Source organism: Paraburkholderia sp. AV2 (assembly GCF_054968425.1).
The window spans coordinates 1-13,839 of the sequence record NZ_JBANLK010000001.1 but is presented as its reverse complement, the minus strand read 5'-3'; the positions used below and the strand labels follow the sequence as shown (position 1 = coordinate 13,839).

The 13,839-nt window shown below is 66.6% G+C and carries 16 protein-coding genes; 13 read left to right on the top strand and 3 right to left on the bottom strand.

Features of this window, described 5'->3' with window-relative positions:
- The first annotated feature begins 1 nt into the window (after position 1).
- The 6 genes from V8683_RS00080 to V8683_RS00055 all read left to right on the top strand — a co-directional run bounded on the left by V8683_RS00080 (position 2) and on the right by V8683_RS00055 (position 4,576).
- Entirely contained in the window at positions 2-643 is a 642-nt protein-coding gene (locus V8683_RS00080) for an ABC-type transport auxiliary lipoprotein family protein (RefSeq protein WP_411187471.1), read from the top strand.
- A 105-nt stretch (positions 644-748) separates the two neighbouring features.
- Positions 749-1,075: a (2Fe-2S) ferredoxin domain-containing protein gene (locus V8683_RS00075; protein WP_411187469.1), complete on the top strand. Its 327-nt coding sequence runs from the start codon at positions 749-751 to the stop codon at positions 1,073-1,075.
- Between the two features lie 13 nt (positions 1,076-1,088).
- On the top strand, positions 1,089-1,721 hold the full coding sequence (locus tag V8683_RS00070) for an alpha/beta hydrolase (RefSeq protein ID WP_411187467.1): 633 nt from the start codon (positions 1,089-1,091) through the stop codon (positions 1,719-1,721).
- A 394-nt stretch (positions 1,722-2,115) separates the two neighbouring features.
- Positions 2,116-3,333, top strand: a complete 1,218-nt coding sequence (locus V8683_RS00065) for a D-alanyl-D-alanine carboxypeptidase family protein (RefSeq protein ID WP_411187465.1) — start codon at positions 2,116-2,118, stop codon at positions 3,331-3,333.
- Complete coding sequence (locus tag V8683_RS00060; RefSeq protein ID WP_411187463.1) at positions 3,333-4,283, top strand: aminotransferase class IV; 951 nt, start codon at positions 3,333-3,335, stop codon at positions 4,281-4,283. The genes V8683_RS00065 and V8683_RS00060 overlap by 1 nt, the downstream gene beginning before the upstream one ends.
- Positions 4,280-4,576, top strand: coding sequence for a DUF493 family protein (locus V8683_RS00055; protein ID WP_411187461.1), 297 nt, complete (start codon positions 4,280-4,282; stop codon positions 4,574-4,576). Before V8683_RS00060 ends, V8683_RS00055 begins: the two co-directional genes overlap by 4 nt.
- 35 nt (positions 4,577-4,611) lie before the next feature.
- Here V8683_RS00055 and V8683_RS00050 read toward each other — a convergent pair whose 3' ends face one another.
- The 3 genes from V8683_RS00050 to V8683_RS00040 all read right to left on the bottom strand — a co-directional run bounded on the left by V8683_RS00050 (position 4,612) and on the right by V8683_RS00040 (position 6,342).
- On the bottom strand, positions 4,612-5,040 hold the full coding sequence (locus V8683_RS00050) for a type II toxin-antitoxin system VapC family toxin (RefSeq protein ID WP_411187459.1): 429 nt from the start codon (positions 5,038-5,040) through the stop codon (positions 4,612-4,614).
- Positions 5,040-5,291 carry a type II toxin-antitoxin system Phd/YefM family antitoxin gene (locus V8683_RS00045; protein WP_411187457.1) on the bottom strand — a complete coding sequence of 84 codons (252 nt, stop codon included), beginning with the start codon at positions 5,289-5,291 and terminating at the stop codon, positions 5,040-5,042. The genes V8683_RS00050 and V8683_RS00045 overlap by 1 nt, the downstream gene beginning before the upstream one ends.
- Positions 5,292-5,355: 64 nt before the next feature.
- Positions 5,356-6,342 carry a transcriptional regulator GcvA gene (locus tag V8683_RS00040; RefSeq protein ID WP_411187455.1) on the bottom strand — a complete coding sequence of 329 codons (987 nt, stop codon included), beginning with the start codon at positions 6,340-6,342 and terminating at the stop codon, positions 5,356-5,358.
- Positions 6,343-6,443: 101 nt separating this feature from the next.
- On the opposite strand from V8683_RS00040, the gene V8683_RS00035 reads away from it, so the two are divergent.
- The 7 genes from V8683_RS00035 (at position 6,444) to V8683_RS00005 (ending at position 13,629) form a co-directional block, all read left to right on the top strand.
- On the top strand, positions 6,444-6,770 hold the full coding sequence (locus tag V8683_RS00035; protein WP_411187453.1) for a DUF2917 domain-containing protein: 327 nt from the start codon (positions 6,444-6,446) through the stop codon (positions 6,768-6,770).
- A 110-nt stretch (positions 6,771-6,880) separates the two neighbouring features.
- Positions 6,881-7,732, top strand: coding sequence for a lipoyl(octanoyl) transferase LipB (gene lipB, locus V8683_RS00030; RefSeq protein ID WP_411187451.1), 852 nt, complete (start codon positions 6,881-6,883; stop codon positions 7,730-7,732).
- Between the two features lie 91 nt (positions 7,733-7,823).
- Positions 7,824-8,840, top strand: coding sequence for a lipoyl synthase (gene lipA, locus V8683_RS00025; RefSeq protein ID WP_411187449.1), 1,017 nt, complete (start codon positions 7,824-7,826; stop codon positions 8,838-8,840).
- Between the two features lie 294 nt (positions 8,841-9,134).
- Positions 9,135-10,193, top strand: a complete 1,059-nt coding sequence (tauA, locus tag V8683_RS00020) for a taurine ABC transporter substrate-binding protein (RefSeq protein WP_411187447.1) — start codon at positions 9,135-9,137, stop codon at positions 10,191-10,193.
- A gap of 48 nt (positions 10,194-10,241) precedes the next feature.
- Positions 10,242-11,042: a taurine ABC transporter ATP-binding protein gene (locus V8683_RS00015; protein ID WP_411187445.1), complete on the top strand. Its 801-nt coding sequence runs from the start codon at positions 10,242-10,244 to the stop codon at positions 11,040-11,042.
- A gap of 10 nt (positions 11,043-11,052) precedes the next feature.
- Positions 11,053-11,952: an ABC transporter permease subunit gene (locus tag V8683_RS00010; protein ID WP_411187444.1), complete on the top strand. Its 900-nt coding sequence runs from the start codon at positions 11,053-11,055 to the stop codon at positions 11,950-11,952.
- 396 nt (positions 11,953-12,348) lie between these two features.
- Positions 12,349-13,629: a dicarboxylate/amino acid:cation symporter gene (locus V8683_RS00005; RefSeq protein WP_411187442.1), complete on the top strand. Its 1,281-nt coding sequence runs from the start codon at positions 12,349-12,351 to the stop codon at positions 13,627-13,629.
- Positions 13,630-13,839: the final 210 nt, after the last annotated feature.

The following is a 13,839-nucleotide window of genomic DNA, read 5'->3' as shown; positions in this document are numbered from 1 at the left end:
AATGTTACGCTCGACCTTTCACCCCGGCCGCGGCCCAGGCAAGGCACTGATGGTGTGCGCGGCGCTTCTTGCCGCCATGCTTCTCGCGGCGTGCGCGGGCCGTAGCGCCGCGCCTGGCGACGTCCGCTACGACCTCGGTCCGCCGACCCCGGCGAGCGCGGCGAGTGTGGCGGGGCCATTGCCGCCGCTCAAGGTGCTCGAAGTGAACGCACCGCCGCCGCTCGATAACGACAGCATCCTCTACCGCCTGAGCGGCGACGGGCAGCGCACGGGGCAGTATGCGAACAGCCGCTGGACGATGTCGCCGGCGCGCATGCTCACGCTGCGCCTGCGCGCGGCGCTTGGCGCGCACGCGACGGTGCTCTCGGGCGCCGACGCCGTGCAGGCGCCGATGCTCAAGATCGAGCTCGACCAGTTCGAGCAGGTGTTCGACAGCCAGACTTCGAGTTCGGGCGTGGTGGCCGGGCGCGCGACCCTGATGCAAGGTGCCAGGATCATCGCGCAGCATGTGTTCGTCACGCATGCGGCGGCAAGCTCCCCCGACGCGGCGGGCGGCGTGCGCGCGCTGGCGGCGGCGAGCGACGACTTCGTGAATCAGGTCAGCGCGTGGCTCGCCACGCAGCAGATCGCCGCTGCGCGCTGACGTGGCGGACGCGGGAGCGTTCGCGCCGCGCTCGCTATAATCGACCGATCCCGACACCGCGTCGCGCCACGTTACGCGGCGCGACTTTCACCGGTACTTCACGCCATGACCGATTCGTTCTACAAGTACCACGTCTTCTTCTGCCTGAACCAGCGGGAACCCGGCGCCGAGCGCCCGAGCTGCGCCAACTGCAACGCCCAGGCCATGCAGGAATACGCGAAAAAGCGCGTCAAGCAACTGGGCCTCGCGGGGCCGGGCCAGGTGCGCATCAACAAGGCGGGCTGTCTCGACCGCTGCGAGGAAGGCCCGACCGTCGTCGTGTATCCGGAGGGCACCTGGTACACCTATATCGACGAAACCGACATCGACGAGATCGTCGTTTCGCATCTGCAGAACGGCCAGGTGGTCGAGCGCCTCAAGATCGACCGCTGAGGACTGCCGCACGATGAACGCCCAGACGCAGAAATTCCAGATCGACGGTCCCGTCGGCAAGATCGAATGCGCGCTCGACGTGCCCGATGCCGGCACGCCCGTGCGCGGCATCGCGCTCGTCGCGCACCCGCATCCGCTCTTTGGCGGGACCATGGACAACAAGGTCGCGCAGACCCTCGCGCGCACGCTCGTGCAACTGGGCTACACCACGTACCGCTCGAATTTTCGCGGCGTGGGCGCGACCGCGGGCACGCACGACAACGGCATCGGCGAACAGGACGACCTGCTCGCCCTGCTCGCCCACATGCGCGCGCAGCCGGGCCAGGCCGACGTGCCGCTTGTGCTCGCGGGTTTCTCGTTCGGCACGTTCGTGCTCTCGCACGTCGCGAAGCGCTACACGGAGGCGGGCGGCGCGATTGAGCGCATGGTGTTCGTCGGCACGGCCGCGAGCCGCTGGGAGGTCACGACGGTGCCGGAAAACACGCTCGTCGTGCATGGCGAACTCGACGACACGGTGCCCATCCTTTCCGTCTACGAATGGGCGCGGCCGCAGGAACTGCCGATCGTCGTGATTCCGGGGGCGGAACACTTCCTGCATCGCAAGCTGCATATCCTCAAGCGCATCATCGTCGAAGCCTGGCGTTGACCCGCTCAATCGTCCCCGTTTTTATCGGTATTTAAGGGGCGGACGGCGGGGCCGCCGGCGCGTCGTGCGTGCGCGAAAAATGCACGACAGGTACGCATAAAAGCGGCTTTAGCGAAAAAACGCCGCAACGCGGCGCGTATAATGGCCGTTCTTTTTTGTGGATGCCGCAGCCCGCGGTTCGCGGCGCGAAGGCTCCGTTCGACCTGCCGGCGCGGGTGCTTCGTGCGCGCCGTGTCCATCGTGCCGCGCGCGAACCACTTGCCGCGCAGCTGGTCCAACGGGCGCTGTTTGCGTCGGCCTGCACGGCCGCGCCGTCCGCTCACCGGATCTCCTCGACCGTGCGCCGCATGGCGCGCAAGTTCATCCAGCCCATATTCAGCCCGACCCTGAACCTATGCGTTTTCTTTCCTCCGGCCAGCAGTCTTCCTCTTTCGTTCCCTCTTCCATCGTTCGTACCGTCACGCTTGGCGCCGTGCTGCCCGCCGCGCTGTTCGCGTCGGCCAGCGCTTTCGCGCAGGTGCCGCCGCCCGCGGTGACCGCGCGTTCGTGGGTGCTGGTCGATGCGACGGCCAACCAGGTGCTCGCTGCGGGTAACGCCGACGAACGTGTCGAGCCGGCTTCGCTCACGAAGCTGATGACGGCCTACCTCGTGTTCGAGGCGCTGCAGACGAAGAAGATCTCGATGGAGCAGATCGTCACGCCGAGCGACGCCGTGCGCCGCGTGAAGAACGACGAGTCGCGCATGTTCATCGAGGCGAACAAGCCGGTGTCCGTGCACGACCTCGTCTACGGCATGATCATCCAGTCGGGCAACGACGCGGCCATCGCGCTGGCCGAACTCGTGGGCGGCAGCGAGGCGAACTTCGTCAACATGATGAACGCCGAGGCGCAGAAGCTCGGCATGACGCACACGCACTTCGCCGACGTCAACGGCATGCCCGACCCGAATCACTACACGACGGCTGGCGACCTCGCGACGCTCTCGACGCACCTGATCCGCGACTACCCCGAGTACTACAGCATCTTCTCGGTGAAGGACTTCACCTACAACAAGATCAAGCAGCCGAACCGCAACCGCCTGCTGTGGATCGACCCGACCGTCGACGGCCTCAAGACCGGCCATACCCAGGCGGCCGGCTACTGCCTGATCGCATCGGCGCGGCGCCCGATCGCCGGTGGTGGCGAGCGCCGTCTCGTCTCCGTGATCATGGGCGAGCAGAAGGAGCACGACCGGGTGCAGGACAGCCTGAAGATGCTCAACTACGGCTATAGCGCCTACGACACCACGCGCATCTATCAGGCGAACCAGGTGATCGCCACGCCGCGCGTCTACAAGGGCGCCGACGATGCGGTGAAGGTCGGCGTGAAGAAGGATCAGTACGTGACGCTGCCCAAGGGCGCCGCCGACAAGGCCAAGCCTCAGGTCGACCTGACGAGCCCGCTGATCGCGCCGCTCGCGGACGGCCAGCAGGTGGGCACGGCGAAGTTCGTCGGCGCCGACGGCAAGGTGCTCGCGCAGTTCCCGATCGTCGCGCTGCAGGCGGTGCCGCAGGCCGGCATCGTCGGCCGCGTGTGGGATTCGCTGATGCTCATGTTCAACAAGAAGAAGTAATGAACGGCCCGACACCCGCGCCCGGCGCGTCCGGCGTGCCCGGTGACATGGCTCCGGAGCCGCTCGTCTGGCTCAACGGCGAGCTCACGCCGCTCTCCGAAGCGCGCGTGCCGGTGCTGGACCGCGGCTTCATTTTTGGCGACGGCATCTACGAAGTGGTGCCGGTCTATGCGCTGGCGGTTGTTGGCGGGCACCGGACGGTGCGCGTGCCGTTTCGCGTCGCCCAGCATCTCGCACGCCTCGCGCGCGTGATCGAGGCGAACGAAGCCGCGGGTGCGCTCGCGCGCGACGAGCACGCGAGCGTCTACCTGCAGGTGACGCGCGGCGTCGCGAAGCGCGCGCACGCGTTTCCGGCGGACGTGCGGCCCACGGTGCTCGTGATGGCGAACCCCATGCGCCTGCCCACCGACGCCCAGCGCGCCGGCGGCGTGGCCTGCGTCACTGCCGAAGACCGCCGCTGGCTGAACTGCGACATCAAATCGACCTCGCTGCTCGGCAACGTGCTGATGGCGCAGCATGCGGTCGAGCACGGCGTGTTCGAGACGATCCTGCTGCGCGATGGGTGGCTAACCGAGGCGTCGTCGTCGAACGTGTGGGTGGCGCAGGACGGCGCGCTCTTTGCGCCGCCGAAGAGCCACCTGTTGCTCGAAGGTATCCGCTACGGGTTCGTCGAGGAGCTGGCGCGCGAATGCGGCATTCGCTTCGAGGCGCGCCAGATCGACGAAGCCGCGCTACGCGCCGCCGACGAGATTCTCGTGACTTCGGCGACGAAGGAAGTGCTGCCGGTGACGTCGCTCGACGGCAACGCGGTCGGCAGCGGCCAGCCAGGGCCTGTCTATGCCGCGCTCTACGCGGCGTATCAGCGCGCGAAGGCGCGCCTGGCCGCCGGCGCGCACGCCCAATGCTTTCAGACTATCGCGGCCGCGTCGCTGCAAGGAGCAGGAAAATGAACCAGGCCTCGAGTCCCCAATCTGACGCCAGCCCGAAAGCAACGCTGATCGAGTTTCCGTGCGACTTCCCGATCAAGGTAATGGGCAAGACACACCCGGAATTCGCGCCGACCATTGTTGGCGTGATCCGTACGTTCGATGCGGGCTTCGACGAGGGCGCCGTCGAAACGCGCCCGTCGAGCGGCGGCAACTATACGGGCCTCACCGTGACCGTGCGCGCGACGAGCCAGGCGCATCTCGACGATATCTATCGCGCGCTCACCGGGCATCCGATGGTGAAGATCGTGCTGTGAACGCGGGAGCGTCGTGGCGACAGAGGGCGTATCGCTTACGGCAAAGCGTTCCACGGGTTGAGGATCGCGACGCCGGTTGCAGCGAAGTCAGCGACATTGCGCGTCACGACGGTCATGCCATGCACAAGCGCGGTTGCCGCAATCAGCGCGTCCCGCTCGGAGCGGGGGTCCGGTACGTGCAGCCGGGCGCAGCGCTGAGCTACTGCCGTGTCGACCGGCAATACGCGCCCCGTGAACTCGGGCAGCACATGCTGATCGAGCCATGTCCTTAACAGCGCGCCTTGTGCCGCGTCCCGCTGCTCGATTCGCAAAACACCGGTTTCCAGCTCCATGATCGTGATGGCGGAAACAAACAGGGCGGCAGCATCAACGGTTGTCGTCCATGCCGCAACGTTGGCATCGGCCTTACCCGTTCGTACCTTGCGCAGTTCGGAAACGACGTTGGTATCCAGAACGAACATCATCAGAATTCAGCCGGCCGGGCGGTGATCGTGACGCGCGGCGGATCGAATTCAATGTCCTCGAGCCCGGGCATCGCGAGAGCGTCGGCAATGTTGCGGCGCTGCTGCGTAAGCCTTTGATATTCCTCGAAACTCAGCAGCACGTGGGCTGGCTTGCCGCGGTCCGTGATAAACACGGGGCCGTCCTTTGTGGCTTTCTTTGCCTTGGTTACATCCTGATTGAGTTCCCGGCTCGACAGGGTCGTGATTGTCATGATGACACTCCCGGCTGCATAATTGTAGGTACGTTACTACATATGCGGATGCGTTGCAACCGGTTCACGGCCCGTCCCCCACGCGCTCGCGCAGCGCGGCCGCCGCGGCCGCCGCGGCCGTCATGACCGGCCCCGCCTCGCATGCATCCTCGTAAAGCCGCCGGAAGCGCGCGACCTCGTCGAACACCCACGCGCGGAAGGCCCGCACGCGTTCGGTCTCGAGCCGCTGCGGCGTGCAGATGAAGTAGTAGCGCCAGGGGCTCGGGCCGTCGATGTCCTTGAAGAGCCGCACGAGCCGTCCTTGCGTGATCTCGTGCATCGCGAGCGAGCGCCGCACGAGCGCGATGCCCTGGCCGTCCATGGCCGCCTGCAGCAGGTTCGACGAGTCCTGATACAGCACGCCGCGCTTCGGCTCGGGCAGATCGGTCAGGCCCGCCGCATCGAACCACGGACGCCACAGTTCGTCGTCCGAGCGCAATAGCGGCAGTTTCGCGATCTCCCGCGGGTCGGTGGGCAGCTTGCCGCCGCGGAAGTTCGGCGAGCAGGCGGGAAAGAAGATCTCGTCGAGCAGCAGTTCGGCGTGCAGACCCGGGTAGTGTCCGTAGCCGAAGCGGATCGCCACGTCCACGTCGTCGCGGGTGAAGTCGGTGAGCTGATTCGTCGACTGTAGTTCCACGTCCCACTGCGGGTGCGCCTCGATGAAACGGCCGATGCGCGGCGTCACCCAGCGCGCCGCGAACGACGACAGCATCGAGACCACGAGCCGCCGGTCGCGGTCGCCGGCGCGGATTTCGTGGGTAGCGTGCGCGAGTTGGCTGAGCGCGTCGCGCACCTGGCCCGCATAGCGGCGGCCGGTGTCGGTGATGCGCACGCGCTTGCCGTCGCGCACGAACAGCGCGACGCCCAGTTCGGCTTCGAGGGCGCGGATCTGGTGGCTGACGGCGCCGTGCGTGACGAACAGCTCGTCGGCGGCGCGCGAGAAGCTCTCGTGGCGGGCGGCGGCCTCGAAGGCCTTGAGCGCGTTTAGCGCGGGGAGCTGGCGGAGATCCATATCGTAATTTTTCTCACATAGCCGTGAAAATTGATCGTTTTGCTCAAGCCCTTGATACGCCTACGATTGTAGCCATCGGAGCCGGTTCGGCGGAGGCGAAAATGAGAGAAATTTCTTCGGATATCACGTTTGAAGTGCTCGTGGATCAGGTGTCGTCGGTGCGGGTGGCGCGCAGCACGCGGATCACGGTGCGCTGCGGTGCGGTCTGGATTACGCGCAGCGACGACACGGCCGATTACTGGCTCGAGCCGGGCCATACCCTGCGGCTGCGGCGAGGCGAGCGCCTGTGGATTGGCGCGGAAGGAGGCAAGGCCGCCTGGGTGGCATTCGAATCGCCTGCCCACCTCGGCGAGCGCGTGTTCGACATGCTGGTGCGCTATGCGGCGCGCTTCGGGGTTCACAAGGGCAACGGGTGGTATTCCGTTTGACGGTCCTGCATGGGCCCGGTGTTTGGGTCCGGTATTCGAGGGGGCGGACGTTGATTCGCCCCTTTTCATGTCCGGCGGGGTTGTCCCGATTTCGGTAAACTCCCGCAATCATGTGCGCCACCCCGGTATCACCCCTGCAAATACCTTCCGACCCTGCTGAGCCGGAAGCGGCTTTCCCAAGGAATCCTGTGTCGGCAGTTCCCGTCGTGCAGCGCTGGCGCGGCCTCGAGCCGTACCAGGCGAGCTTCGACGCCATGCGCGAGTTCACCGCCGCTCGCACGGCCGACACGCTCGACGAAATCTGGCTCGTCGAGCATCCTCCCGTCTTCACGCTGGGCCAGGCCGGCAAGCCGGAACACCTGCTCGTCGCCGATAGCGGCATACCGCTCGTGCAGATCGACCGCGGCGGCCAGATCACCTATCACGGTCCCGGCCAGGTGGTGGCGTATCTGCTGCTCGATCTCCGGCGCCGCAAGCTCATGGTGCGCGAACTGGTCGAGCGCATCGAGGAGGCCGTGATCGAAACGCTGGCGGCGTATAATCTCGCCGGTGCGCGCAAGGCCGGCGCGCCCGGCATTTACGTGCCGGAACAGGCCGGCGGCGCAAGCGCCGCGCACGTGGGCGCGAAAGTCGCCGCGCTGGGCCTGAAGATCCGCAATGGCTGCAGCTATCACGGCGTGAGCCTGAACGTCTCGATGGACCTGAACCCGTTCCTCGCGATCAATCCGTGCGGTTATGCGGGCCTCGAAACGGTCGACATGGCCACGCTGGGCGCGAGCGCGAGCTGGCGCGACGTGGCCGCGATGCTGGCGGCGCGGCTCGAAGCGAATCTCGCCGCGCATCATGCAGCGCAGGCAAAGAACACAGGCGCGATTTCCGCGCCAACGCTTTCGGTGGCCGAAGCGGCCGCCGCAGACCCGGCAGCCGAAGCGGCTCGACCGGACCCGGCCGCAGGCGGCTGAAGATTGACCGCCGCTCGCGCGGCCCGAGAGGGCGGGCAACCGCCGCAACCGCAGGCCGGCACAGCACCGGCGGCCTGACTGGATCGACAGAATGAGTGACGTAAGCACCAACGCGGGCGCCAATACCGGCACCAATGCTGACACGAACCCCGCCACCGGGGCCGCTTCCTACGACGCGACCGCGAAGCAGAAAGCGCAAGCCAAGACCTCGCGCATTCCCATCAAGGTCATCCCCATCGAGAAGCTCAAGAAGCCGGAATGGATCCGCGTGAAGGCGGCCACCGGCAATTCGCGCTTCTACGAGATCAAGAACATCCTGCGCGAGCACAACCTGCACACGGTGTGCGAGGAAGCGAGCTGCCCGAATATCGGCGAGTGCTTCGGCAAGGGCACGGCGACGTTCATGATCATGGGCGACAAGTGCACGCGCCGCTGCCCGTTCTGCGACGTCGGCCACGGCCGTCCCGATCCGCTCGATCCGGACGAGCCCGCGAACCTCGCGCGCACGATCGGCGCGCTCAAGCTCAAGTACGTCGTGATCACGAGCGTGGACCGCGACGACCTGCGCGACGGCGGCGCCGGCCACTTCGTGGAGTGCATCCGCCAGGTGCGCGAGCAGTCGCCCGAAACGCGCATCGAGATTCTCACGCCGGACTTCCGCGGCCGTCTGGACCGCGCGATCGGCATCCTGAACGCCGCGCCGCCCGACGTGATGAACCACAACCTCGAAACGGTGCCGCGCCTCTACAAGGAAGCGCGCCCGGGTTCGGACTACGCGCACTCGCTCAAGCTGCTCAAGGACTTCAAGGCCCTGCATCCCGAGGTCGCGACGAAATCAGGCCTGATGGTGGGTCTGGGCGAAACCGAGGAAGAGATTCTTCAGGTGATGCGCGATCTGCGCGCGCACGACGTGGACATGCTGACCATCGGCCAGTATCTCCAGCCTTCGGAGCACCATCTGCCGGTGCGCGCCTACGTGCATCCCGACACCTTCAAGATGTACGAGGAAGAGGCGTACAAGATGGGCTTCACGCACGCGGCCGTGGGCGCGATGGTGCGTTCGAGCTATCACGCCGACCTGCAGGCGCACGGCGCGGGCGTTGTCTGACCGAAAGGTCGGTCGAACGCCGTTTTGAAGTGCCCGGTCAGCCGCGCGCCGAAAAATCGGCCCATCCCGCGAAAAGCCCGCGTTTAGCGGGCTTTTTTGCGCCTATGCGCAGCGCGTTTGCGATGCACGATACGAACATCCGCATTCCGCGCGCGTTTTCCCCCCGTTCGGCGCGCAAAGCCATGCCCGATCGGGTCATTAGCTATCGCGGATAAATTAGAACCGGTTGCCGCCAGACTCCCTATAGTCGGGTTCTTCGCTCTATTGAAATCCTTGCTCACGGAGTTTGTACCGATGAAACGCGCTCATGTCTCGTCGCGCCTTGCCCGACCTCTTGCGGCCTCATTAGCCGTTGTCGCCGCGCTGGCCTGTGCTTTCGGCGCGAGCGGCGCGCAGGCCGCCGACAGCGGTTCCCACGAGGTCGTGATCGCCTACCAGGACATGGTGGTGCCGTGGCGCTACGCGCAGGCAACGGGCGAGGTCGAAAAGGCAACCGGCTACAAGGTCACTTACCGCAAGCTCGCGGGCGGCGCCGACGTGATCCGCGCGCTCGCCTCGGGCTCCGTGCAACTCGGCGAGGCCGGCTCCAGCCCGATCGCGGCGGGGCTCTCGCAGGGCCTCGACATTTCGCTGTTCTGGATTCTCGACAACATCAACGACGCCGAAGCCCTCGTCGCGCGCGACGGCTCCGGCGTGACGAGCGTGGCCGGCCTCAAGGGCAAGACGATCGGCGTGCCTTATGTGTCGACGTCGCACTTCCATACGCTCGTCGCGCTCGAAAACGCGGGCGTCAATCCCGCTGACGTGAAGATCGTCAACCTGCGTCCGGCCGAGGTCGCGGCGGCCTGGCAGCGCGGCGACATCGACGCGGCCTACATCTGGGACCCCGTGCTTGCGCAGGTGAAGAAGAACGGCCACGTGCTGATCACGTCGGGGCAGGTGGCGAAGGCCACGGGCAAGGCGACCTTCGACGGTTTCGTCGTCGACCGCCGCTTCGCGAAGGACAACGCCGACTTCCTCGCGAAGTTCGTGAAGGTGCTCGCCGCCACCGACGCCGACTACAGCGCGCATCGCAACGCATGGACCGCCGCGTCGCCGCAGGTGCAGGCGGTGGCGAAGGAGTCCGGCGCGAACCCGCAGGACGTGCCCGCGAGCCTCGCGCTCTACGCCTTCCCGACGCCCGCCGAACAGGCCTCCAAGACGTGGCTGGGCGGTGGCGCGCAGTCGGGCGCGGCGCAGTCGCTGCTCGCCACCGCGACCTTCCTGAAGGCGCAAGGGACGATCCAGAACGTGTTGCCCGATTATTCGGTGGGTGTCGATCCGCAGTTCGTGCAGCACGCTTCAGTACATTGACTGGCGCATGGATCGGCGCACCGAGTGTGCCGACAGGAAGACCGCATCATGAGCACGCTTGAAATCCGCAATCTGGGCGTCGTCTACGACGGCGCCACACGTGGCGCGCCGCCCAGCGTCGCGCTCGCGAACGTCGATCTGAACGTGGAGAGCGGCGAGTTCGTCGTCGCACTCGGCGCGTCGGGCTGCGGCAAGACCACGCTGCTCAACTGCATCGCGGGTTTTATCCAGCCCGCGCAGGGCGAGGTGCGGGTCAATGGTGCACGCGTGACGGGGCCGGGCGCCGATCGCGGCGTGGTGTTCCAGAAGCACGCGCTGATGCCGTGGCTCGACGTGCTCGGCAATGTCGCGCTCGGGCTGCGCTTCCAGGGCGTGCCCAGGCCCGAGCGCGAGCGCATCGCGCGCGAGCAGCTCGCCCTGGTCGGGCTGGAGCCGCATGCGCGCTCGCGCGTGTACGCGCTTTCGGGCGGCATGCAGCAGCGCGTGGGGCTGGTCCGCGCACTCGCGAGCGATCCGCAGATGCTGCTGATGGACGAGCCGCTGGGCGCGCTCGACGCGATGACGCGCGAATCGATCCAGGAGCTCGTGCTGGACGTCTGGGGGCGCACGAAGAAGACGGTGTTCTTCATCACGCACGATGTCGAGGAGGCGCTCTTTCTCGCGACGCGCGTGGTCGTGATGACACCGGGTCCGGGGCGTATCGAGCACGAATACGCGCTGCCGTTCGCACGGCGCTATCTGCAGACGCGCGACGCGCGCGCGGTGAAGTCGTCGCCGGAATTCATCGAGTGGCGCGAGCGGCTGATTCGGCTGCTGCACGCGCGTGCGCCCGAACCGGCGTTGTCGTGAGGAGGATGCCATGAGCGTGCCGCAGGAATCGTTGCATGACGTCGCATTGAAGGCGCGTCCTTCCGGGCAGAGTGCGCCGCGCGCGTCCGAAGCGCCCGGTGCGTCCCGCGAGGCTTCGGCCAAAGTCTGGCGCATGCCCGGCGAAGGCCCGACCGCGGCGCTTTCCGCGGCCTCCGTCGCGGGGCTCGCGCTGCTCTGGTGGCTCGCCACCCATCTGCACTGGCTGCCGCCGCTCTTCCTGCCGACGCCCGAGGCGGTCTGGCAGGCGTTTATCGACGCCTCGCACGGCCGCATCCAGGGCGGCCTGCCGCTCTCCGAGCATCTCGCGTGGAGCGCGTTGCGCGTGTTCGGCGCGTTCGCGCTGGCGGCCGTGACGGCGATTCCGGTCGGCATCCTGATGGGCGTCTCGCGCGTCGCGCGCGGGCTGCTCGATCCGCCGCTGGAGTTCTACCGTCCGCTGCCGCCGCTTGCCTATCTGCCGCTCGTCGTGATCTGGTTCGGCATCGACGAGACCGCCAAGATCGTCGTGATCTGGCTCGCCTGCTTCGCGCCGATCGCGATGGCCGCGCGGGCGGGCGCGCGCAGCGCGACCGTCGAGCAGATCCGCGCGGCGAGCTCGCTGGGCGGCAGCTTCTGGCAGATCGTGCGTTTTGTCGTGCTGCCCGCCGCGCTGCCCGAGATTCTCACCGGTTTGCGGATTGCCATCGGCTTTGGCTGGACCACGCTCGTGGCGGCGGAGATGGTGGCCGCGACCGCGGGCCTCGGCCAGATGGTGCTCAACGCGTCCAGCTTCCTGCGCACCGACGTCGTGGTGATGGGGATCGTGCTGATCGGGCTCATTGCGTGGGGCTTCGATCTCGGCATGCGCGCGCTCGAACGGCACCTCGTGCCGTGGAAAGGGCGCGGCTGAGGCCGCCATTTCCCGGGCTCACCTTGCTTTTTCGTGACGTCGCGCCTCGTGCGCGGCGTTTCGCCTTTCCGGAAAGCCATACGCGCGTCGTCCGGCTTTCCGGAAATCCGGATTTTCTTGCTGTTTCCAGGACAGAAAAGCCTTGCAGATCAAGGCTTTCGGCGCTCAAGCCATCTGGCATCAACCTTGCGAAAAAGAGTGCGCGGCCACCTAGGCCCGACAACTAAATGAGACCGGACTCAGGGCTCCAGCCCTTGACCCGGTCGACAAGGAGACAGCCGATGTCCGTTACCCCCTCCCGGTTTCGCTGATTCCCCGTTCTGTTGCGGCCCGCGTCGCGCGAAGGCTTTCGCTCGCGCTGCGGCCATCGTTTCACTTTCAGACTCAGGAAAGACCGTGAAGAAACCCTTCCACAAAGTGCTCTACGTCCAGGTGATCGCCGCGATCGTCGTGGGCGTCATCCTCGGCCACTACGCACCGGCGCTTGCCATCGACATGAAGCCGCTAGGCGACGGCTTCATCAAGCTCATCAAGATGGTGATCGGCCCGATCATCTTCTGCACCGTCGTGACCGGCATCGCCGGCATGGAGGACATGAAGAAGGTGGGCCGGGTGGGCGGCAAGGCGCTGCTCTACTTCGAAATCGTCTCGTCCTTCGCGCTCCTCTTCGGCCTGATCGCCACGCACGTGCTCAAGCCGGGCTCGGGCTTCAACGTCGACGTCCATACGCTCGACGCCAAGGCGGTCGCTTCGTTCGCCGAGAAGGCGCACGGCCAGAGCTCGGTCGACTTCCTGATGCACATCATTCCGGACACGCTGTTCTCGGCGTTCGCGCAAGGCGAGATCCTGCAGATCCTGCTCATTGCACTGCTGTTCGGCTCGGTGCTCGCGCAGATCGGCGAGCGCGGCCGCGTCGTGACGGAGTTCATCGAAAGCGTTTCGGGCGTGCTGTTCGGCATCGTCAAGATCGTCACGAAGCTCGCCCCCATCGGCGCCTTCGGCGCGATGGCCTTCACCATCGGCAAGTACGGCGTGGGCTCGCTGATTCCCATGCTCAAGCTGATCGGCACGTTCTACCTCACCTCGGCGCTGTTCGTGCTGATCGTGCTCGGCGCAATCGCGCGCTATGTGGGCTTCTCGATCGTGCGCTTCGTGGCGTACATCAAGGAGGAACTGCTGATCGTGCTCGGCACGAGCTCGTCGGAGTCGGCGCTGCCGCAGCTCATGCAGAAGCTCGAACGCCTCGGCTGCTCGCGCTCCGTGGTGGGCCTCGTGGTGCCGACCGGTTACTCGTTCAACCTCGACGGCACCAACATCTACATGACGATGGCGGTGCTTTTCATCGCCCAGGCCACCAACACCGACCTCACGCTGACCCAGCAGCTCACGCTGCTCGCGGTGACGATGCTCACCTCGAAGGGCGCGAGCGGCGTGACCGGCGCGGGCTTCATCACGCTCGCGGCGACGCTTGCGGTGGTGCCCACCATTCCGCTCTCGGGCATGGTGCTGATTCTCGGCATCGACCGTTTCATGAGCGAGTGCCGGGCGCTCACCAACATCATCGGCAACGGCGTGGCGACCGTCGTCGTGTCGGCGTGGGAGAAGGAGCTCGACCGCACGAAGCTGCGCGCCGTGCTGTCGGGCGAAGTGGAAGTGAAGGAGGGCGCGGGCGCCTGAGGCGCTGCGCCCCGAACCGTTTTGCTGCGGCCCCCTCGCCGCCTTGCAGCGCGCCATTCCCCTGTGGCGCGCTGCGTTTTTACCCAAGGCCGGGGCGGGGCGGATAAGCGGGCCCCCCCGGCCCCCCCCGCGCGCGCGGGTGGCCCCCCAGGCTCTTATAAACAAATACCAGCCCCCCACGCACCAATTGCGGGGGGGGATTGCGGGGTG